General features: G+C 56.2%; 15 protein-coding genes. 3 read left to right on the top strand and 12 right to left on the bottom strand.

Annotation, left to right across the window (positions count from 1 at the left end):
* Window positions 1-33: 33 nt before the first annotated feature.
* From HC757_RS13250 to HC757_RS13205, 10 genes are all read right to left on the bottom strand, one after another.
* Entirely contained in the window at window positions 34-1,878 is a 1,845-nt protein-coding gene (locus HC757_RS13250; protein WP_169564872.1) for a DUF294 nucleotidyltransferase-like domain-containing protein, read from the bottom strand.
* Between the two features lie 162 nt (window positions 1,879-2,040).
* A complete protein-coding gene (locus tag HC757_RS13245) occupies window positions 2,041-3,759 on the bottom strand; it encodes a sodium:solute symporter family protein (RefSeq protein WP_169564850.1) in 1,719 nt (572 codons plus the stop codon).
* A gap of 11 nt (window positions 3,760-3,770) precedes the next feature.
* Complete coding sequence (locus HC757_RS13240) at window positions 3,771-4,037, bottom strand: DUF4212 domain-containing protein (protein WP_169564849.1); 267 nt, start codon at window positions 4,035-4,037, stop codon at window positions 3,771-3,773.
* Window positions 4,038-4,402: 365 nt separating this feature from the next.
* Window positions 4,403-5,014: a thiol:disulfide interchange protein DsbA/DsbL gene (locus HC757_RS13235; RefSeq protein ID WP_244623527.1), complete on the bottom strand. Its 612-nt coding sequence runs from the start codon at window positions 5,012-5,014 to the stop codon at window positions 4,403-4,405.
* A 59-nt stretch (window positions 5,015-5,073) separates the two neighbouring features.
* Window positions 5,074-5,919 carry an SDR family oxidoreductase gene (locus tag HC757_RS13230; protein WP_169564847.1) on the bottom strand — a complete coding sequence of 282 codons (846 nt, stop codon included), beginning with the start codon at window positions 5,917-5,919 and terminating at the stop codon, window positions 5,074-5,076.
* A gap of 86 nt (window positions 5,920-6,005) precedes the next feature.
* Window positions 6,006-7,208, bottom strand: a complete 1,203-nt coding sequence (locus HC757_RS13225) for a cyclic di-GMP phosphodiesterase (RefSeq protein WP_425313968.1) — start codon at window positions 7,206-7,208, stop codon at window positions 6,006-6,008.
* Window positions 7,209-7,441: 233 nt separating this feature from the next.
* Complete coding sequence (locus HC757_RS13220) at window positions 7,442-7,909, bottom strand: DUF2919 domain-containing protein (RefSeq protein WP_169564846.1); 468 nt, start codon at window positions 7,907-7,909, stop codon at window positions 7,442-7,444.
* Between the two features lie 146 nt (window positions 7,910-8,055).
* A complete protein-coding gene (gene ligA, locus HC757_RS13215) occupies window positions 8,056-10,062 on the bottom strand; it encodes an NAD-dependent DNA ligase LigA (protein ID WP_169564845.1) in 2,007 nt (668 codons plus the stop codon).
* A 113-nt stretch (window positions 10,063-10,175) separates the two neighbouring features.
* Window positions 10,176-11,123: a cell division protein ZipA gene (gene zipA, locus HC757_RS13210; protein ID WP_169564844.1), complete on the bottom strand. Its 948-nt coding sequence runs from the start codon at window positions 11,121-11,123 to the stop codon at window positions 10,176-10,178.
* 22 nt (window positions 11,124-11,145) lie between these two features.
* Window positions 11,146-14,571 (bottom strand): chromosome segregation protein SMC, encoded by a 3,426-nt coding sequence (locus HC757_RS13205; RefSeq protein ID WP_169564843.1) that lies wholly within the window; start codon window positions 14,569-14,571, stop codon window positions 11,146-11,148.
* A 197-nt stretch (window positions 14,572-14,768) separates the two neighbouring features.
* Between HC757_RS13205 and cysZ the strand changes: the two genes are divergently transcribed.
* On the top strand, window positions 14,769-15,554 hold the full coding sequence (gene cysZ / locus HC757_RS13200) for a sulfate transporter CysZ (protein ID WP_169564842.1): 786 nt from the start codon (window positions 14,769-14,771) through the stop codon (window positions 15,552-15,554).
* Window positions 15,555-15,617: 63 nt separating this feature from the next.
* Here the strand turns inward: cysZ and HC757_RS13195 are convergent, their stop codons facing one another.
* Complete coding sequence (locus tag HC757_RS13195) at window positions 15,618-16,739, bottom strand: beta-ketoacyl-ACP synthase III (RefSeq protein WP_169564841.1); 1,122 nt, start codon at window positions 16,737-16,739, stop codon at window positions 15,618-15,620.
* A 128-nt stretch (window positions 16,740-16,867) separates the two neighbouring features.
* Window positions 16,868-17,962, bottom strand: a complete 1,095-nt coding sequence (locus HC757_RS13190; protein ID WP_244623525.1) for an RDD family protein — start codon at window positions 17,960-17,962, stop codon at window positions 16,868-16,870.
* 237 nt (window positions 17,963-18,199) lie between these two features.
* On the opposite strand from HC757_RS13190, the gene cysK reads away from it, so the two are divergent.
* Window positions 18,200-19,168 (top strand): cysteine synthase A, encoded by a 969-nt coding sequence (gene cysK / locus HC757_RS13185; RefSeq protein ID WP_169564840.1) that lies wholly within the window; start codon window positions 18,200-18,202, stop codon window positions 19,166-19,168.
* A gap of 912 nt (window positions 19,169-20,080) precedes the next feature.
* Window positions 20,081-22,978 carry a TonB-dependent receptor domain-containing protein gene (locus HC757_RS13180; protein WP_169564839.1) on the top strand — a complete coding sequence of 966 codons (2,898 nt, stop codon included), beginning with the start codon at window positions 20,081-20,083 and terminating at the stop codon, window positions 22,976-22,978.
* Window positions 22,979-23,053 lie beyond the last annotated feature (75 nt).

Below are 23,053 nucleotides of genomic sequence, written 5' to 3'. Positions count from 1 at the left end.
CATATATAAGGTCATACTCACTGCCGCAGCATGTTAAAAGCGCCGCAGGAAGGTCATGCGCAGACCGTCCTGCGCCTCATGCACCACCCTGAAGGCGTCCCTGAGCTGGTGCCGCACCAGGCTGGAGACATCCGCCGGCCTGAGGTAATTTGACATAGGTTGGCCTGCGGTGAATTGTGCCCCCTGATTGGCCAGGCGCCTATGGGCGATAAACTCCTGGGCATCGGCCAGATTGAGCGCATCCTGACGGTTGAGCTCACCCAGCGCCATGACGGCGCGGATCCGCTGGGCAGTGTTGGCTTCCTTGATACCGGCGGCCAGGGCATACACCCTGGCAATGTCGTTGATCAAGGCGTTGCCCCTATGTTTCAAGTCTATCCCTTTGATCTCGCGGCCATCCCGTTCCAGCACCCAAGTGCGGAAGAAGCCCAGCGGCGCCGAGGTCTGTAACGCATTGCCCGCCAGGGCGGCAAGAAACAGTGCATTCTTGCGGGTATCGGCCAACACCTTGTCCTGCAGGGCGGCAAACAGGCTGGCGGGGCCGAACACAGAGCGCATGTCGAAGAAGATACTGGCATGCAGCAGCGCCCTGGGTTCGGGTGTCGCCACCCACTGGGCGAACTGCTGCTGCCACCGGGTCAGCGACAGACACCAGTCGGGGTTTTGCGCCATGATGTTGCCTGGGCATAGGGGAAAGCCGCAGAGACTCAGGCCCTCGCATACCGCCCGGCTCAGAGCGGAAAAATAACCGAGTGCCTCGGCATCCGGCTCTTCGGCGAGCAGCAAGCCATTATCCTGATCCGAGCAGGCCGCCTGGTCCTGGCGCCCCTGGGAGCCAAATGCCAGCCAGCAATAGGCCATGGGCGGCTCTCCCAGCAGGGCTTGGTTGAGCAGCAGCAGGCGCCGGGTCAAGGCATCTGTGACCGAGGTCAGGATACGTCCGACTTCTTCGGCCCGGGTATCTGCGCCTATGAGGTTTTGCAGCAACAAGGGCAGCTGCTTACTCACCTGCACCAGGCCGGGGAGAGCCGTCTGGCGTTCTATCTCGCCGATCAGCAGCAGCGGCTGGCAGCCCTGGCGGCGCAGCAGATCCGTGCTGGTCACTATGCCCACGGGCCTGCCCTGCTCCAACAGCGGCAGATGATGAATGTTATGCTCGCTCATCAGCTGCATGGCCTCGAACACCGAGGCATTGGCCTGGAGGCTGACGGGCCTGGGTGTCATCACCCTGTGCACCGCGACCCCGCCATCGAGCCCGGCAGCCAGGACGCGATTGCGTAAGTCCCTGTCGGTCAATATGCCGCTCAGCGCCTGGCCGTCGGTCACCAGCAAGGAGGAGATCCTGTGTTGTTGCATCAGCTGCGCCGCCGCGGTCACGCTTGCCTGGCCGTCTATGCTCATGGGGGTGGCCGTCATCAAGGCACAGATGCGGCTGGTGGCGAGATCTTTGGCCCGATAACGCCCCTGGTTGCGCAGGCGCTGGGCGAACATGCGGTTGAAGAAGCGATCGAATTCGCGGCTCTGGCGTCGCAGCGCATCGAAGGTATCGGCATCCAGATGATATACCAGCCCATCTTCCAATATGGCCACCCGGTTGACTATCTCTTCGCCGCTGAGCATGGATGAGAAACCGAAACAATCGCCCTCCCCCAGGCGATCTATCAGCTCCCCCTCAGGGGTACGGACCTCGAAGGCGCCGCTGCGCACCAGGTGCAGCCTGGGGCGACGGGCGTCCATGGCCACATAGCCGGAGGCCTTGGCGTAATAGCCTATCACCAGGGAACGACAACAAAGCGCCAGTGCCTCACGGCTCAGGGCATCGAACGGCACCTGTCGCCCGAGAAACTCGAGCACGGGTTGCAGCTCGGTCGCATCCATCTTGCCTGTTTCCATCGCATTCTCCGTGTCTTGGCCTTAGCCGTTACTATAGCCCGGCGCCAACGGGCAAGACTATTCGACTAAAGCCACAAACAAGAAGGACGCCGCGGCGCCCTTCCTCATTTCAGCTCTTGCCGGCCAAGCCGTTTTCAGCCAGGCCCACTAGTGGCCACTGGCCTCACCCGACCCTCGGGGGAAGCGGATCGACTCGACCATATCCACCACATTCTGTGGCACGGCCCGGGTCACCTTGCTGACCATGAAGGCCACCGCAAAGTTAATCATCATGCCCAGCATGCCGATACCTTCAGGCGAGATCTCCAGGAACCAGTTGGCCGGATTGTTGTCGGCCGGGTTCACAAACTTGAAGTAGATGATGTAGGCCGCGGTAAACAGGAGACCCGTTACCATGCCGGCAATCGCGCCCTCTTTATTCATGGTGCGGGAGAAGATCCCCATGATGATCGCAGGGAACAGCGAGGCGGCCGCCAGTCCGAAGGCGATGGCCACCACGGCCGCCACGAAACCCGGAGGGTGAATACCGAAGTAACCGGCCAGGACTATGCCCAGCGCCGCCGCGATACGCGCAAACAGCAGCTCTTTCTTGTCGGAAATGTCCGGCATCAGGTTCTTCTTCAGCAGATCGTGCGATACGGAAGTAGAGATAACCAACAGCAAACCGGCGGAGGTCGACAGCGCCGCGGCCAGACCACCGGCAGCCACCAGGGCTATCACCCAGGCCGGCAGATTGGCTATTTCAGGGGTCGCCAGCACCATGATGTCGCGGTCGATCTTCATCTCGTTGTGCTCGCCCTTGGCATAATAGAGCTTGCCATCGGCGTTCTTGTCGTCCCAGGCAATGAGGCCCGTCTTCTCCCAGTTCTTGATCCACTCGGGTGCCGTCTCATAGGCTACCCCGGTAGACGCAGGACCATTGATAGTCTCTATCATGTTCACCCGGGAGAAGGCCGCCAGAGCCGGAATGGTGGTGTACATTATGGCGATAAACACCAGCGCCCAGCCGGCTGAGACCCTGGCATCTTTCACCTTAGGCACGGTAAAGAAGCGCACTATCACATGTGGCAGCCCGGCGGTACCAAACATCAGGGCGCCCGTGATGAAAAACACATCGATGGTGCTCTTGGCGCCTTGGGTATACTGGGAAAAACCCAGCTCGGCCGACAGGCCATCGAGTTTATCGAGCAGATACACCCCGGTGCTATTCCCCGCGGCATCGACCAATTCGGCGCCGAAGCCCAGTTGTGGAATGATGTGACCCGTCATCATCACCGAGATGAAGATGGCCGGCACCATGAAGGCGAAGATCAACACGCAGTATTGGGCCACCTGGGTATAGGTGATGCCCTTCATGCCCCCGAGCACCGCATAGAAGAACACCACGGCCATGCCGATATAGACACCTGTTTCGACGTCGACTTCCAGGAAGCGCGAGAACACCACACCCACACCCCGCATCTGACCCGCGATATAGGTGAAGCAGATGAAGATGGCGCAGATAACCGCCACGGTGCGCGCCGCCTGCGAGTAGTAACGATCGCCGATAAAATCCGGCACGGTAAACTTGCCGAATTTGCGCAGATACGGCGCCATACACAGGGCCAACAACACGTAGCCCCCAGTCCAGCCCATCAGATAAACAGAGCCGTCATAACCCACGAATGACACTATGCCGGCGAGGGAGATGAAGGATGCCGCCGACATCCAATCCGCCGCCGTCGCCATCCCGTTCATCACAGGATGCACGCCGCCACCGGCAACATAGAATTCCTTGGTCGACCCCGCCCTGGACCAAATCGCGATCCCTATATAGAGCGCAAAGGTAAAGCCGACGATTAAATAGGTTAATGTTTGAACATCCATCTCGTTACCCCTTAATCTTCATGAACATTATATTTTTTATCCAACGCATTCGCCTTGGCGACGTAGACAAAAATAAGTGCAACGAATACATACATGGCGCCCTGCTGCGCAAACCAGAAGCCCAGTTTGAAGCCCATGAAGTGGATTTGATTCAGTACATCGACCAACAGAATGCCGCAGCCGAAAGATACCGCCGCCCAGATGGCGAGCAGCCCCAAGACCAGGCGTAAATTTTCACGCCAATAGCCGGCGGCCTTTTCATTATTTTCGAAACCCATAGCGACTCCCCTTTAGTGTTTTATTGTTAAGTCTTGGTTAATCTAACAATCCCAAGGGTGACCACAATCGCGACCTTAGTCTAACGGGGAGACCCAATCGACGGGTAAAACACAATAAATAGCTATAAATCAATAAGCTGGTGTGAATTGAGAGAGGTGTGACTCACAGACTAGGGTCTCGACCTTAGACCAAGGTCGAAGCCCAAAACGGCGGGGATTCGGAAGCGGCAGCGTGGTTGGGTCATTTATGTTACATAAGATGCGCATTTGTCCAACGAAATAACGACTCCTGATCTTGCCTCATATCATGGGGAGCGCACGCCGGCACGCTTGGCCGGACGGGCGAATAAAATGACGCGACCGGCTTAGTCAGCCAGGGCCGCCACATAGCGTACCAGCTCGGCCAGCTCGCTGGGCGAGAAGGAGCTTGGGTTAAGCAGGTAATGACCGTTCACCAGCAGGGATGGCACGGCCTTGATTTCGGCCAGCTGCGCCTGAAAATCGTAATTGGACAGGGTGAATTGGTTGTCCACCGAATTGAAGGTGGCGTCGAACACCCCAGGGCTGACGCCCTGGGCGACAAAGAAGGCCTTGAGCTGCTCCGGGCGGGTGAAGGCATTGCCCAATTCATGGATCTGATTGAAGATCTTGGCATGCACCTGCTCGGTCAGCTTCAGCTTCTGGGCCACATAATAGGCCTGCTGGCTCAAGATCCAAGCCGGGCGCCCGGCCCCTATGGGAGTCCTGACGAAGTCGATATCCTTGGAAAGCAAGGCCACAGTCGCGGCGATCTGGGGATCCTTATGGTAACAATGCGGGCAATTGTAGGAGAAAAATTCCCTCAGCACGGGCGTCTTGGTCTCGGTAATGCCGCCGACTTTGACATAGTCCTGGCCTTCGACATAATTTTTCGCCTCTGCGGCCAGGTTCAATGCCAGGCCGAATATCAGGGCGGCGCCGACGTAGAGTGTCTTCAATGTCATTCCTTTCGCTCTCTCTTTAGGGGTGAGGTTTACTCGTCAGTTTCAGTGTATCGCTAGCGGCAGGCGTCCAACATGGCATAGGGATCCCCATGCAGGTACTCGAAGCCGAGCTCAGCACAGATCTTGTTGCCCCAGATCCGCTTGTCCGGCGCGCTGCCGGCATTAAACTCCGGCGGCTCCAGTTCCAGGCTCAGTGCCGCCTGGCGATAAAACTCGCCCTTGAGCGGATGCCCTGGTGCACAGAGGTTATAGACGGGGGCGATAGGCCCGCGGCTTTGCGTGCGCTGCAACAACAAAGACACGGCGCGGATGCCGTCCTCCAGATGCAGCAAGTTGACCGCCACATTGGCGCCGGGCAGATCTTTCTTGCCGGCGAGGAAGCGCCCAGGATGACGCTTGGGCCCCACCAGGCCGGCGAAGCGCAGCACGCAGGCGTTGGGCTCGGCGCCGAACAGGGCTTCGGCGGCCAGCAGTGTCTCGCTCTGAGGGCTATGGGCGCTGGCATCGGCCTCAGTCAGCTCCCTGGGCTCTACACCGGGCGCCTGGGCTGGATACACCCCGGTGCTGCTGATAAATATCAGCCGCCGATACTGGCGGTCGCCAATGAGGGCTTTCAGGCGGCGCAATCTGTTGAGGTATTCTTCGTGGCCTTGCTTGAGCCTTGGCGGCACATTGATCAGCAGAAAATCACTGTCGAATAACCCGGCCAGAGGCTCTGGATTGCCAGGCACTTGCGGGGCATCGAGATCCAGGGCGTATGCGGCTATGCCGGCGCGCGCCAGGCCAGGCAGATCCTGGGCACAACGCTTGGTGCCACTCACCTCATAGCCTTGGGCTATCAGGGCCTTGGCCAGAGGCAAACCAAACCAGCCACAGCCAACTATCGTAATACGTTTCATCTCTATTCCACTGAAAATGGCTCCACTGAAAATGGGGCCATTGAAAACTTATCTTGCCCAAGCATACGGAACAAACCCGTCTGAATTCAAGCAGGTGGGGCACAAAAATAGTAACTTATGCCCATATCCAGCTGCAAGCGGCCGGCAAGAGTGTCGGACACTGCCTCGCGTTTGAGGATCTGGGCTATTTGCACTTCCTCCTCGATGAGGAACCTCAGTGCCAGCTGGCCCGTACCCGGCTGGCAGGCGAGCACATGGGGCTGTTTCGCCTCCCCCGTGGTCATCACTACCTTGGCGATGCTGCCATCGGTCAGCGAGACCAGGGTGCCTGGAGGATAGATGCCCAGCACCTTCACCAGCGTCGACAACAGCTCAGGGCTATGCTTGGCGCCATGGTGTTTAAACAGGTAGCCGAGGGCGAGCTGGGGCGAGTCGACCTGTTCATTGCCGAACTGATGCTCATAATCGTTGGCCAGGCTGACTATCTGGGTCAAGAGCGGGATCTGTTTGCCCTTGAGCCCGTGCGGATAACCTGAGCCGTCCAGGTATTCATGGTGATGCAGGACTATGTGCAGCATCTCGGCGGGGAATAAACCTGAACGCTCCAGCATCTCATGGCCGAAGTTGGGGTGCATGCGCATGAACTTGGTCTCATGCTCGTTCAGCGCGCCCCGTTTGCGCCGTATCGCATCCGGCACCTTAAACTTGCCGATATCGTGAAACAGGCAGCCCAGGGCTATGTCCCTGAGTTCCCTGGGGGCCAATCCCAGGCTATGGCCCATCATCATGGCGATGACCGCGACCGAGACCCCATGCTGGGTGATGTTGACTTCGTTGGGAGCGACCTTGACCAGGGCCAGCTGCGGGGTATCGCTCCCATGCAGATGCGTCATGAGATCTTCCACCAGGGTGGCCGACAAGCGGTAGGCGCCTTCGGGATCACTGTTCAGCTTGCTGTAGAGACTGCGGGTATCGCTCACCCCCTGAAGAAATTGCTTCTGGCTGGCATGGATAGCCTTGCGGGTCTCGGCGACGGGATCCCGCACGGCTTCAGCCGCCGGCGGCTCGGGTTCACCCTGAGGCACCTGGATGGCGACATCCGCCGTCGGCTCCCCCTCGACCAGGTAGACATAGGGAATGTCCAGTCCCCTGATCAGGGCTATCTGTGCATCATCCTTGATCTTTATCTTGTTGAGCATGAAAGGATGCTCGCGCCAAGACAAAGGTAATTTCACCGTCAGTCCAACTTCCAGTTGTGACAGGGGTAAACGAATATATGCCACTCGGATAGCTCCTCCGGGTATGGGGCTGGCAGTAACTGGGATTGGGCTCGACTGTGGCGGCTGTGGCTATGCAGTAGCAATAGTGGCGCATTCGGCGCCGCGCCATAGGCCCGCACTAAAGTGATGCCCTGGCCAGGAGAATTGCAACACTTCTGTCACACTCGAATTGACGAATCTAACATAGCTTAGGCAAAAGCATAAGCCTTGATGGACATTTAGCGCGCCACAGGCCCAAGGGCCTAGGGCTGTGGCAGCCAGTCCCTGAGGTAATGATGCAGGTGGCGTGACTTGAGCAGGTATAAAACACACCAGAACAACAGCACGGCATCGAAGGCGAAGCGCCAGTTGAACAGCAGATCGCTATGCAGCAGCCGCTGCAGCAAGATGGCGCCATCGAGCAGCAGCAGGCCCCACAGGGGCCAGGCCAAGCGGCCAAACAACGGCCTTATCCAGGCGGGCGAGCGCTTGCGCTCGGCGATGACCACAAAATACAAGAGCACGGCTCCCGCCCCTGTCCCCAGGGCCCAGAGAAACTCGGCCTTCTGGGGATAGAAGAGCCGCACCAGGGCGCTGCGATCACTCATCTGGGTCAAAGAGGCGATGAAGACGCACCAGCCCCTGGCCAGAAACGCCAGTATGAGGTACAGAGCCAGGGGGGGCTTGATATGGCCTTTATCATCTAGCCAGGTGATGTGACTGAAATTCAAATTGGGTTCCGTTTGGACAGGCCTGAGCCCTTCTGTGGCTGCCAGGCGTGATAGCTATAACATGGAGGCGAATGCCCGGATTACAAGCACCAGGCATGACTCGGCCCCAAAAGATTGTCTCGCGGCCAGTCCCTAAGGCTAAAGGCTTAAGGATTCAACAACGCCAGCAAGGCATCTTCATCCAGGATCTTGATCCCCAACTCCTGAGCCTTGGCGAGCTTGGAACCTGCGGCCTCACCCGCCACCAGGCAATCCGTGTTCTTGGAAACACTGCCGGCCACCTTGGCCCCCAAGGCCTGCAGCTGAGCCTTGGCATCGTTGCGATTGAGTCGGGTCAGGGTGCCGGTCAGCACCCAGGTCTGGCCCTTGAGAATGAGCTTATCTTCCGCCGGCGCCTCGATCGCCGGCCAATGCACCCCGGCCGCGATGAGCTTATCGACCACTTCCAGGTTGTGGGGCTGAGCGAAGAAGTGCACCACATGCTGCGCCACTATCGCCCCAACGTCTTCGACTTCGATTAACTGCTCGACCTTGGCCTCCCTGATCTTCTCCAGACTGGCGAAATGCGCCGCCAGGTTGGCAGCCGTCGCCTCGCCCACCTCACGGATCCCCAGGGCATAGAGGAATTTTGCCAGTGTGGTGCTCTTGGCCGTCTCGATCGCCGCCACCAACTTGGTCGCCGACTTCATCCCCATGCGCTCCAGCATGGTCATCATGGAGGCCGTCAAGCCGAATAGGTCCGCCGGACTCTTGACCAGCTCCTTGTCTATCAGCTGTTCCACCACCTTGTCGCCCATGCCGTCTATGTCCAGCGCCTTGCGGGAGGCGAAGTGCTTGATGGCTTCCTTGCGCTGGGCCTCACAGAAGAGGCCGCCGCTGCAACGGGCAACGGCTTCGCCTTCGAGCCGCTCGACCAGACTATGGCACACGGGGCACTCGGTGGGGAATTCGATATCCCTGGCATCCGCCGGACGTTTTTCCGGCACTATGGCGACGATCTGCGGGATAACATCGCCGGCGCGGCGGATGATGACGGTATCGCCAATCTTGACCCCGAGACGGGCGATTTCATCGGCATTGTGCAGTGTGGCGTTGGAGACTGTCACCCCGCCGACGAACACAGGTTTGAGGCGCGCCACAGGCGTGACTGCGCCGGTGCGGCCGACCTGAAAGTCCACCCCTTCGAGCAGTGTCATCTCTTCTTGGGCGGGGAACTTATAGGCTATGGCCCAGCGCGGCGCCTTGGCGACAAACCCCAGCTGCTGCTGTTGGGCTATGCTGTTGACCTTGATGACCACCCCATCGATCTCGAACGCCAATGCGGCGCGGCGGGTCTGAATGTCGGCATAGTAGTCGAACACGGCGGCGGGACTGGCGCAGACGTTCACCTCGGCGCTGACGGGGAGTCCCCAGGCCTTGAGTTGTTGCAGTTGATCATAATGACTGGTCGCGGGCACGCCGGACTCGGGCTCGACGACCCCGAGGGCGTAGGCGTAAAACGCCAGCTCGCGGGCGGCGGTGATCTTGCTGTCCAACTGACGCAAACTGCCGGCGGCGGCATTGCGCGGATTGACGAACAGCTTGTCCCCCTTCAGCCGCGCCCTGTCATTGAGGGCCTCGAACGCCGCCTTGGGCATGAAGGCTTCACCGCGCACCTCCACCAGGGACGGCAGATCATCCCCCCTGAGCTTCAGAGGGATGGCGCGTATGGTGCGCACATTCTCTGTGATATCTTCACCTATGCTGCCATCGCCCCGGGTCGCGGCACGCTCCAGCAGCCCATCACGGTAGACTATGCTGACCGCCAGGCCATCGAGCTTAGGCTCGCAGCAGTACTCGACCTCGCCTACCCTGTCGCTGACCCGCTTATGAAAGCCGTTGAACTCGTCTTCGTCGAAGGCATTGTCCAGGCTGAGCATGGGCTTGAGGTGGGCTATCTGCTCGAACTTGGCCAGCGGCGCGCCGCCGACCCTCTGGGTCGGGGAGTCGACACGAACAAATTCGGGATGGGCACTCTCCAGCTGTTTCAGCCTCTGCATCAGCCGATCGTATTCGGCATCCGGGATGCTCGGCGCATCGTCGACGTAATAGCGTATGTTGTGTTCGTTGAGTGTCTGGGTAAGCTGGGCTATTTCTGTTTGAATCGCGTGCATGGGATGGTATCCAAATAACAAAAATGAGGCCGCTGCTGCGGCCTCACCAATACTGAATTCGATTAATAATGGCCGTACTCAAGGCCATGGACCTTGTACTGGCTCAAGCCGGGCTAGCCGGCTTGAGCACGGATCCGTCGCAGATAATCCTGCTTGCTGGCCTCATCCCACGGCTGACGCTGGGCGTCGAGCACCCGGGCATCGAGATCGTCGGCCAACTGGTGCGCCGAGTTGAGCATGATGGAGAAATTCATCAGCGCATCGCCATAACAAGGCATGGTCATGAACAAGACCACGCCTGGGGTGCTGAACTGTTCCATGTTGTCGGGGTCGAAAGTCCCAGGCTTCACCATGTTCGCCATGGAAAACAGTACCTTGCCTGTACCTGCGTTATCCACATGGCGGTGGAAGATATTCATCTCGCCAAACTTGAAATTCAGGGTCAACAGGCAGGGCAGCAACTCGGCGCCCTGCAGTTCTTCCCCTTCCTTGGCCATCAGGTGCAGTACCAGCACATCCTGGGGTTCCCCCAGCTCATCTTCCCCGACCTGGGCCGCCGCGTCGACGGCTGCTGTCTCCCTCACTTGTGCATCTGTGGGCTCGATAATAGCCGGCTCATCGAACAGCTGCGCCTGCAGGTTATCCTGGGCCAGACCCAATTCCATCTGACTCTGCGCCGCCGACTCGGACGCCTCTTCTAGATCACTGGCACCGGCCGTTGGATTGGCTGCCTGTCTGGGCTTGGCCGGCTTGGCTTGGGCCTTGGTGCCCGGGGTCGCCGACAAGGAAAAATCAGGGCTCTGCATGCCGGCACGCACCGCGAGATCCACATCCGCCTCCGGCTCCTGTTGCCCTGGCTTACGTACCCGCACCTGGCCTATGCCATCGGCGTCGAAGCCTTCCGCGTCTCTGCGTTCGGCCTGATCCTTATAAAAGCTCCCAATGGGGCTGTCTCTCAATGATTTAGGCTGTTGCCTTCTGATGGACCAAAATCCATGTACCAGTACCGCGATTATGGCTATCGCGCCCAACACAAATAAAACCAGTTGCAAATCTTCCATTGGTTACCCTGTATTTCTGAGATTATCCCGCGTCGGCCAAGGCCAGCGCTTCCTCTATATCCACAGCGACTATACGCGACACCCCGGGTTCGTGCATAGTCACGCCAATCAATTGATCGGCCATCTCCATAGTGATCTTGTTATGGCTGATGTAAATAAACTGCACACTCTGGGACATTTCCTGCAACAAGCGACAGAAACGCTCGACGTTGGCATCGTCCAGTGGTGCATCGACTTCATCCAACATACAAAAAGGCGCCGGATTGAGCCTGAAAATCGCAAAAACCAATGATAAAGCGGTTAACGCCTTTTCTCCACCGGAAAGAAGATGAATAGTGCTGTTCTTCTTTCCCGGTGGCTGCGCCATTATGGTCACCCCGGTTTCCAGCAAGTCGTCGTCGGTCAACGCCAGATAGGCATGGCCACCGCCGAAGACCTTGGGAAACAAACGCCCTAAATCCTGGTTCACAGAATCGAAGGTCAGCTTGAAACGGCTGCGGGTTTCCTTGTCTATCTTGCGTATCGCCTCTTCGAGGGTCGCCAAACCTTTGGTTAAATCTTCATCCTGGCTGTCGAGATACTGCTTGCGCTCACTCTGCTGCTCAAATTCCTCGATGGCCGCCAGGTTGATCGCCCCAAGACGCGCTATCTTGGCCCTGAGCTTGTCCAGACGCTGTTGCCAGCTGTCCGGGGTGGCCTCTGCCGGGATGTTGACCGCCACAGAGTCGAGTTGGATCTCGGCCTCCTGCAACAGCTGCAGCTGGCTCTGTGCCTGCCCCTTCAAGCCTTCATGACGTAACTTTAACGTGCTCAGGGTTTGAGTCAAGCCCTCTAAGCGACCAAGTTCTTGTTTTTGCTTTAAACCCGTACCATCGAGCCCTTCCTGTACCTGGGCTTGCCGCAGACGAATGGCCTGCAGTTGTTGCTGTTGGCTCTCTTGTCTGGCCAGTAACAGCGCCAAGCCCTCCTGCAACTGGGCGGCATTCTGCTCCCCCTGCTTGCTTTGCTGCGCCGTCAGCTGCCCCTCGAGCTGTCGCCGGCTCTGCAGCGCTTCCTCCACCCTCTGGCTCTGCTGCTGCACTTGCTCGGCGGTAACCGCCAGCTTCATGGTCAGGGTCTGCTTCTGGGCCGCCTGCGCCTGGCGCTGCCTCGTCAGTTCATCCAGCCTGGCCTTGAGATCCCGGCTCTGGCTACTGGCCGTCTGCGCCTGTGCCTGCAATTGATGTTGCAGCTCGAGCTGTGTGTCCAGCTGGCGGCTCAGGCTCGACTCCAGCTCACCCAGGGCCTCGAGCCCTGCTTGCTGCTGTTCTATCTCAGCCGCCGTCGCCGCCAACAGCCTGCCGAGCTCCTGTTGACGCCCGCCGCGCTCGGCCATCTGCTCGGCCAGGGCCGTGCGCTGCAGTTCCAGGGTGGTCTTTTCCAACTGGAGTCGATGCAGCCGCTGCTGGCCCTGCTGCAATGCCTGTTTATGCTGGGTCAGTGCTTCGCCCAGACGGCGCATATCCGCCTGCAAGCTCGCAGAACCGGCCTGGGCCTGGCTGATGTCACAGGTCAGCCGTTCCTGTTCCTTACTCAGCTGCACCAGTGACTGGGCCCCTTCCGTCTTGGTCAGCAGGAAGCCATGCCCCAACAGATAGCCATCGGCTGTGACTATCCGCTCGTGGGCAGCCAAAGTCGGCAACAGGCCCCGTGCCGCAGCCAGATCATGGGCCCAGTGCAAGTGCTTGAGCCAGGGGCTGAGATTGACAGCGGCGCCCAGATAGGCCTGGGCGCCCTCTGATTGGGCACCATAGGCCATGGACTCGAAGCCGGGGTCGTCGCCGCTGACCCCAAGTTCGCGGGTCAAGAGGCCATCGAGCACCAGCTCGGCGGCCTTTTCCCAGCCATTGGTGACTTCGAGCCGCTGCCACAGCTGAGGCCTGTCCGACTCGGTTGCGCCCGCTGCCAACCATTGGGCAATCAGCTCGAGTCTGGCCTGCATCGCCGCCAGGCCCTGACTCGCCGCCTCGGCGCCCTGGCGCATCTCCTCCAGCGCTTGCTCACCCTCCTGGCACGCCTCTTCAAGGGCGAGATTACGCTCGTACTGCCAGTCGAGTTCGGCATCCAGCTTCGCCAGCCCCTCATCGAGCAACGCCGGGTTATCCCCCTCGGCCCTGGCTTCGAGCGCCTGTAACTGCGCCCGCTGGGCGTCACTCTGGGTCTGTTTATGGGCCAGCACTTGTTCACAGTGGCCCAACTTGTTGCGGGTCAGCTCCAGCTCGAGCCTGGCAGCCGAGACCCGCTCATTGACCAGCCCCAACGCCTCGGCCTGGGCTTGCTGCTCCCCTTGCCGCTGCTCCCATTGGGCCTGCAATTCATCATGGGCTTCCTCGGCCAGCGCCTGTGCCGGTGCCAGCGCCGCCAGCTCGGCGGCAATGCCTTGGCTGTCGGCCTGGTATTGGGCCAACTTGGCTTCATGGGCGAGGAGCTGCTCCGCAAGCTGGCTCAGCTGCGCTTGCTGCTGGGCATCACGCTGCTGCTGGTTCTGGATCTGCTGCTCCAGGGTCGCCAGCGCCGTGCCCGTCTGATAGTAACTTTCGACCCCGGTTTGTTCCTGTTGCGACAACTCTGCCTGCAGCACTTGCTGCTCTGTCAGTTCCAGCTGTATGGCTTGAAGCAGCGCATGACCAGCCTCTATATCCAGCTCCAGGGTCTGAGTCTGTGCCTTGAGCCCCGCCATCTGGGTCTGCAGTTGCTGGTAACGCATCACCAGCAACTGCCCCTGGGTCTCACGCTCGGCCTGCTTCAGCTCGCGATATTGCCTGGCCGCCTGGGCCTGTTGCGACAACTTGGCCAACTGCTGGCCAAGCTCGACACGTATGTCACCCAGACGTTCGAGGTTTTCCCTTGTGTGACGAATGCGGTTCTCCGTCTCCCGCCGCCTTTCCTTGTAGCGGGAGATGCCGGCGGCCTCTTCGATGAAGACCCTCAGCTCCTGGGGTTTGGACTCGATCAGCCGAGAGATGGTGCCTTGTTCTATGATGGCGTAACTGCGGGGGCCAAGGCCCGTGCCCATGAAGAGATCGGTAATGTCTTTACGGCGACACTTCTGGCCATTGAGGAAATAGTTGGACTCGCCGTCCCGGCTGACCTGACGCTTGACCGAAATTTCCTGATAGGCGGCATATTGGCCCGTCAGGCGCCCCTGGGTATTTTCAAACACCAACTCGACCCCGGCAACCGACACGGGTCGCCGGCCACCCGAGCCGTTGAAGATCACATCCGTCATGGAGTCGCCACGCAGGTGTTTGGCCGAGCTTTCGCCCAGCACCCAGCGCACCGCGTCTATGACATTGGACTTGCCACAGCCGTTGGGGCCTATGATGGCGCTGAGGGCATTGATGAAGGGGATCTTGGTGCTATCGACGAACGACTTAAAGCCAGCAAGTTTTATTAGTTTTAATCTCATGGTGCCAGTCGGGTCGCCTCATGGTCCATGCCATGATATGTCAGAATTGAGCCGGTGCGGCTAGGGTGGCAACTTTAACAAAGCGGGCCGCATTTTGTAACGTTTTTTATTGGTTTAGCCGGGTTTTCCCCTTGTCATTCGCAGCCGGCTTGCTCACAATCGGGGCATGTTATGGATTATCCGAAGGATTTTTGCTTATGGCTTCCGCCTTATCGTCCCCAGCCTCGAGCGCCAGGAAAAGCGGCGTCAATTATTTTCTCTATGGTTTTAACCTGATCAAGCGCCCAGGGTTGCGCACCTTCGTCTTCATTCCGCTGATGATTAACCTGCTGCTATTCGCCGGCGTCATCTATGCCGTGCTCGGGCAGTTGGAAGTCTTTTTCGACTGGGTTAACGCTCAATTACCCGATTACCTGAGTTGGCTCAACTTCCTGCTGTGGCCCCTGGCCGTGGTCACCATGCTGGTGTTGCTGTCGTTCGTGTTCAGCTCAGTGATGAACTGGCTGGCGGCGCCCTTCAACGGCCTGCTGGCGGAAAAAGTCGAGCAATTGCTCACGGGCAAGCCTCTCAACACAGGCACGACTGTGGATCTGCTCAAAGATTTACCCAGGGTCCTGGGGCGGGAATGGCTCAAGCTCAAGTATTACCTGCCACGGGCGTTGCTGTTCCTGTTGATCTTCTGGATCCCCCTGGTCGGCCAGACCCTGGCGCCCGTGCTCTGGTTCCTGTTCAGCGCCTGGATGATGGCCATCCAATACTGTGACTACCCCTTCGACAACCACAAGGTGGCCTTCAAGGACATGAAGTTCGCCCTGGCCCAGACCAGGGGCACCAGCTTCAGTTTCGGCGCCGCCGTGACTGTGTTTTCCATGATCCCCATAGTCAATTTCATCGTCATGCCGGTCGCCATCTGCGGCGCCACCGCCATGTGGGTCGACAAGTATCGCGAGGTGTATCGTCACCCTGAGATAGCCCCGGATTAATCTGTTAACCCGACATAAAAACGCCTGCTGTCGCAGGCGTTTTTATTGGCTCCAGCTATCGGCTCAGCACTTCTGCAAGATCAGGCTGCCGATGGAATAACCGGCACCGAACGAGCATAGCAGTCCGAGATCGCCGGCGACGAAGCCATGCTTATACTTGTGGAAGGCGATGACTGAGCCGGCCGAAGCCGTGTTGGCATACTCGTCCAGCACTACCGGCGCCTGCAGCGGCGCCAAAGCATCGCCGAGCAACTTCTTCACCACGAACTGATTCATGTTGATATTGGCCTGGTGCAACCACAGCCGCTTGAAGTCCTGAGGCTCCAGGCCGGCATCGCCCAGTTGCCGTTCCAGATGCTGATAAATCAGCGGCAACAGCTCCTTGAATACCTTGCGTCCCTGCTGATGGAACAGCTTGTCGCCGTTATGGGCATTGGCGGGATCGCAGCGGTTGAGGAAGCCGAAGTTGCTGCGGATATTACCCGAGTAGTCGGTGAAACAGCGGCTGCCGAGGATGCGGAACGCCTGGGGCGAGCGCGTCAGTGCTTCCTGCTCCAACACCACAGCCGTGGCCACATCGCCGAAGATGAAGTGGCTGTCTCTGTCGCGGTAATTGACCTGGGCGGAGCAGATCTCCGGGTTTATCACCAACACCCGCGCCGCAGTGCCGCTCTCGATGGCGTTCATCGCCGATACCATGGCGAAGGTCGCCGAGGAACAGGCCACCAGCATGTCGTAGGCGAAACCCCGGGTGCCGAGCGCCTGTTGAATTTCTATCGCCACCGCAGGATAGGCCCTCTGGGTATAGGCACAGGCGACGATGACAAGATCTATCTGCCCGGCCTCGAGCTTGGCTTCATCCAATGCCATACGCGCCGCCGCCACACCCATCTCGGCCTGCATCGACAGGCTATCGGCGCTGCGCTCGGGGATCAGCGGCATCATGACTTCGGGATCCAGTATGCCCTCCTTGACCATCACATACCTGTGTTTGATCCCCGAGGCCTTCTCGATAAACTCACTGGAACTGTAGCTCAGGGGTGCCAGGTGCCCCTGGGCTATCAGGCCGGCATTTTCACTGTTGAAGATATCGACATACGCATTGTAACTGTCGACCAGCTCCGCATTGGCAATGCCATGGGGCGGGGTAAACAACCCACTGCCTGAGATGACCACCTTATTCATACTCGCTCCAAAATCCATACGCTGTTTGTCACATTGTCGTTTGTTACATTATCGTTTGTTACATTGTCGCCGCGACTCTCTGCCCATCACTCGATGCACTTTCCTAGATGCGCTTCACTAGATGTGCTTCACACAGGGTCCATCGCATCGGCCGTTATCGCCGCGGGGATCTTCTTGGGTTTGGTCAGGTCGATCACCACGGTAGCGGAAATCTTGTCCTGGATCGCCTGGCGGTTAGCGTCCCAGTATATCTGCAGGAACCCCAGCAGACCTGTGGCGAAACCGGCACCATAACCACCATAACGGCCGAAGGCGGCCCAGAGGCTGATCTTGCTGCCATCGAGTTGAATGACCCTGATACGCAATAGCTTCTTGCCCAGAGTCTGACCGTCGAACCAGGCGGTAAACACGGTAAAATAGAAGGCCGACCAACCGAAGCCCAATCCCAGATCGTTCAGTACGCCCTTGGCCCATTCGAGCAAGCTGTATTTCGGCTTGGCCTCCTTATCCCGTACGGGGCTTTTTGCCGCGGCCGGGTTAGGCACACTATCCCCAAGGTCGCTGTCGGTTTCGGCCGCCGCCTCTTGCACTGCATCTGCCGGGGTCCCCTTCCTGGCATCGAGTTCCAGCCCCACGCTCTTGGCCAATGACGTCAATTCCCCCTTTGGCAATGCCAGATCTGCAATCACATCGCGCAGTATCTGTTTCTGCTCCCTGGACGACAGGCCCGATGCCTTGAGTTGGCTATCCAATGATTTTACCTTATCCGAGGCACATTCGGCGGACTCGCAGCCGGCCAACGCCACTATCTGGGGAAGGAGTTTCAGGTTGGCCACTCCCGTCAGCGCCGAAGCCTTGGGCTCATGCTTAGCCGGTGGGGCATCTTTTTCGAACACGGCGGTGGTGAGGACCCAGAGCAGCCCCAGCAACATGACGACGTACATGCCCCACTTGAAAATCTTGCCCCATTGGTGGTTACGGCGCTGGATCAACAGCGTCAAGGCCACCAGCAGGATGAACATCCACCCCGCCTCATCGGCCATGACGGCAATCAAGAAACCGTCTATGGTCATCGCCAGAGCACGTTTCAAGGGGGTCGCTAACGGGGTATAGAGAATATTGTCTGCAATCTTAAAGGCATAGGGCGTTACCAGGGTCTTGGGATCTGTCGCTATATCGGGTGCCAGCTTCTTCATCTTGATAAGTTGTCCATTACGAATCATTGGGCTATGTTGCTAACAGGAAAAAACCGGAATTTTCCCGTCAACGGTTAGCTCAATTACGCCTAACTTCAGTGATTAATGCAAGCGTTAAGCCGTCTGGGGGGGTAGCGTCACGGGAGTTACGAATAATAACGGCACTTTTAATAACAAAATGGAATAATGAAGAACAAACAATCACTTCTAAAAGCCGCAATGCAGATTATGATTTAACTGAGAAACCATAGGAGCACGTAATCCATGAGTAAAATTTTCGAAGATAATTCATACACTATTGGCAATACCCCCCTGGTACGCCTCAATCGCGTCAGCCAGGGCAAGGTACTGGCGAAGATCGAGGCCCGCAATCCCAGTTTCAGCGTCAAGTGCCGTATCGGCTCCAATATGATATGGGATGCTGAGAAAAAAGGTTTACTCACTAAAGCGCAAGAGCTGATCGAGCCAACGTCAGGCAACACAGGCATAGCCTTGGCTTACGTCGCCGCCGCCCGTGGTTATAAGTTAACCCTCACCATGCCCAATACCATGAGTCTGGAACGCCGCAAGCTGCTCAAGGCACTGGGCGCCAACCTGGTGTTGACCGAAGGCGCCAAGGGCATGAAAGGTGCCATAGACAAGGCCGAAGAAATTCGCCAGTCGGCACCGGAAAAATACGTCCTGCTGCAGCAATTCAACAACCCGGCGAATCCGGAAATTCACGAGAAGACCACGGGGCCAGAGATCTGGAACGACACGGACGGTGAAGTCGATGTGTTTGTCGCCGGTGTCGGCACCGGCGGCACCATCACAGGTGTCAGCCGCTACATCAAGAATACCAAGGGCAAGGCCATTACCTCGGTCGCCGTCGAGCCGGCCGACTCCCCGGTTATCGCCCAGACCCTGGCGGGGCAAGCCATTCAACCCGGTCCCCACAAGATCCAGGGGATAGGTGCCGGCTTCATCCCGGGTAACCTGGATCTCGAAATGGTCGACAGAGTCGAAGCCGTCACCAACGACGAAGCGATCGAGATGTCGCTGCGCCTGATGAAAGAAGAAGGCATACTGGTCGGCATCTCTTCGGGTGCCGCAGTGGTAGCCGCCAATCGCATCGCCGCCCTGCCCGAGTTTGCCGACAAGACCATTGTGGTCGTCTTGCCATCGGCGGCCGAACGTTACCTCTCCTCCGCGCTCTTCCAAGGCGAGTTCGGTGAGCAGGAAAACGTGCAATAACCCGCTTGCATCGACCCACTTGGATAATATCACCCTGCTGCGGCAGGGTGATTGCAACGGCTCGGTTACAGCCTTTTCGGCCACTCTGAGCATGACCTTGCTGCCTCATTCAATGATTTGTCAATTGCCCAGCTTCAGTCCCCCCTCCGTCAGGCATTCTCCTGAGTTATTGAGTTAACAAATATTCCATGCGCCCTGCTCATCAAGCAAGCTACGCAGCCCTTCATAGTTATACAGGTTGGGCAAACATCAACAATGCTTCTTACCTTATTCATTCTTTTTAACAGCTCATAGCCCTCGAACTCAGATAGTAAGCGCAGCGCTAGCGGTTGAACGACAAAGGCGGCCAGCTGTTGATGGGGCTGCCATGAGTTCAAGGATAGCTTTCACTTTTTTCGGTACTTCACGATCTGAGTATCGGCCGAATTCCGGTTTAGTGGGCTCATTCATTATCCTGGGTGAATGCTATTGTTACATGAGCCTAAATTTAACGGCAGTTAACGCAAAGCGAAAAATAAATAGAATGCCGAACCGTAAAAACCTTTAATGAATAAATAGCACGAGTGACGGTAATCTCCGCGAGATTTTCAATGCTAACCAATACAAATTGTAAATATTAATTCTCCCAGATAGACACCAAAAAAATGAATCCAGCAACAAATGACACATAAATGCAACATGCATACTGCCATCCAACAGAGATAAACAGTTAAAATGTTTCAAATATGTTGCTAAATAATTTAAGCCCAATCTACAGACGGGCATGAAAAGCATAAAAGTGTTCATGACAGAACTATTGCAAAGACTATTTCCGCATGCTTATATCTGCGTCGCAGTTTTAATTATAATTGCGTTACAATTTTTCACATAATTAACTGCACAAAAAAAATACTATATTCCAGGGAGCATATCATGCAAGTAAACTCGATATTAACCAAGGCTATCCGCTTTGCGTTGGTAGGCAGCGCAGCAACAGCTGCAATGGGCATATCCGCCGTATACGCAGCAGAGCAAGGCGATGCCTTAGAGAAACAGGAAGTAGAAAGAATATCTGTCACAGGTTCGCGTATCATTCGTGAAGGTGCAATAGCACCAACACCGGTAACTGTTATCAGTGGTGAAGAACTTCTGTCAACGGGTGTAACAAATATAGGTGAAGCCTTAAACCAATTACCTGCATTGGGTAGCACCTACTCATTGGCAAACTCCGGACGTTTCATAGGCACTTCAGGTTTGAACCTGTTGGATTTGAGGAATATGGGCACAGCCAGGACACTGGTTCTGGTCAATGGGAAACGCCATGTTTCTAGCTCAGCCGGTACTTCATCAGTCGATGTAAACACTATACCAAGTGTCTGGATTGACAAGGTAGAAGTGATAACCGGTGGTGCCTCTGCAATATACGGTGCAGATGCCGTTACCGGGGTAGTAAACTTCATCCTAAAAAAAGATATCAATGGTCTGGAGGTCTCGGCAACTAAAGGATGGGCCGGAGACAGCCCTCATAGTAAAGACCGTTTCTCTCTGTCATACGGCACTGATTTCAATGAGGGTAAAGGCAATATAGCCTTGGCTGTCGAGTACAGCGCCCAAGATCAGTTAAAAGCATTTGATCGTGATCAGACATCCACCTCTTTCAGCAGTTTGAAAAACACCAACCGTCCCAAAGATGCCGACGGAAATTATATCGATTCAAATGATCCCAATGACCCGGACAAAATATATACTGCCAATGCAGGTCATTACAGCATTAGCAATGCAGGTACATTCAACTTAGATGGCTGGAAGACATTTAATCCCGATGGCTCGCTACGGGACGTCTATCGTGGCACCAATATTGATGGTATCTATTGTAGCGATTGTGACTTCACTAACCTCAATCAATTTGTTGAGCTTCAACCTGAATTCAAGCGTTACAACTTCAATTTAAAGACCAACTATCAATTCAACGATAATATGAATGCATACTTTGAAGCTAAGTATGTGAACAGTCAATCGACTGATGAGGGGCAGCCAGCCTTCTTCTTTGGAAGTCCAGACAACACAGTCAAGATTGACAATGCTTTCATCAATCCAGAGCTGGTCGCCTTGATGCAAGCTCACAAAGATAAGGATGGCAATCCGGCGCCATTGGACTCGATCAACATTCGTCGCTTCATGACAGATTTGGGTGTTCGAATTGAAGACGATACCCGTGAAACCCAACGCTATGTGTTGGGTCTTGAAGGCTTAATGGGTGAAGATTGGAATTACGATGTATATGCAGTGTATGGCCAAACTGATTTAGAAAGGGTCAACAAAAATAACTTAGTGAAAGCTAATTATAGACATGCTCTGGATTCAGTACGAGTCGATGGCGTGGCCGTGTGTCGAGACGAAGAAGCGAGAAAAGCGGGCTGTGTACCTGTTGATATTTTTGGATTCGGTCGCCCGAGCCAGGAAGCCATTGACTACATTAACACAGTCTCAACAGGCACTTCTGTCATCAAGCAGACAGTTCTCGGTGGTTCACTGACAAATTCGGCATTGTTTGAACTGCCGGCTGGTATTGTGGGCTTCTCCGCCGGTCTGGAATATCGCAAAGAACAAAGTGAAGTCTTCGAACCAGATAACGCAGAAGGCACATTTTTCAATGTTCTGGGAGAAGACAAGGGTGATTTCGATGTTAAAGAAGTCTTTGCCGAAATAAATTTACCTTTGTTGGCCGATCTGCCAATGATCCGCCAGCTCGACTTGGATTTAGCCGTTCGTTTCGCCGACTACAGCACAATAGGCAATGCCACTACCTGGAAAGCGGGTTTAAGCTGGGAAGTCAATGATGAACTGCGCGTTCGCTCGACCTATGCTGAAGCCATTCGAGCGCCTAATATCAGCGAATTGTACGGTGCCGAGAGTCAAGACTTCTTCAATGTCGATGACTCTTGCCGTACAAAATATTTGGATGAGTTAGAGCACCCTGAAGTACGTAAGGCCAATTGTGCCAGTTTAGGTATCCCAGCTGATTTCAACTCAGATTACGATTCCAAGACCCTTGAAGGCGTGAGCGGCGGCAACAGAGATCTTAAGGCCGAAGAATCGACAAGCTACACAGTAGGTATCGTTTATCAGCCAAGCTTCATTGAAGGCCTGTCTATATCGACCGACTACTGGAATATCACCATCGAGGATTCAATCAGTTCGGTGGATGCTCAAGACATCATCGATCGTTGTGTAGATTCACCTACAGGTATCGACAATGAGTATTGCCGTCTGATCACCCGTGACCCTGCGAGCCATGAGATTACGTCAATCAAGCAGTTCTCACTTAACATTGCTGCACTCGAAGCCGCAGGTATAGATTTCGATATAGGGTATAACTTTGAAGGCTTTGGCGGCGACTTCAAAACGAACCTGATCGCCACCCGTCTGTTAAAACGCAAGGACTTCTCATTCCAGGATGAGCCGGATACCTTCGAAGAGAACGCAGGCACCGCTGGATATGCCAAATGGCAAGCCAATTGGACACTGAATTATTCAATCGACAATTGGAGTGCAAATTGGCGTACTCGCTTCATAGAAGGTGTTAACCTCTACACCAGCAGGGAGTTGGAGCGCAATGCAAACCCAAGCAGCAATCTCGCCTACGGTGATTATTTCATCAGCGATATTGCTGTCGCATATGACTTCGATTCGGGTATCAGTCTGAAATTTGGTATCGATAACCTATTCGATCGTGACTTACCCTATGGCGCCAAGGGCACAAATGTCGAGTCTGCCGGATATGACAACATAGGCCGTTTCTTCCACACAACGGTTAGTTTCAAATTCTAACCCAACGTCATAATGTGACAGTTGTACGGGGAAATCGCAGAGGAAACACTTCAATGCAGCGATATAGCTGAAGTG

It is taken from the genome of Shewanella salipaludis (assembly GCF_012911865.1).
Classification (GTDB): domain Bacteria; phylum Pseudomonadota; class Gammaproteobacteria; order Enterobacterales; family Shewanellaceae; genus Shewanella; species Shewanella salipaludis.
This window is presented reverse-complemented; position numbering and strand designations above follow the sequence as displayed.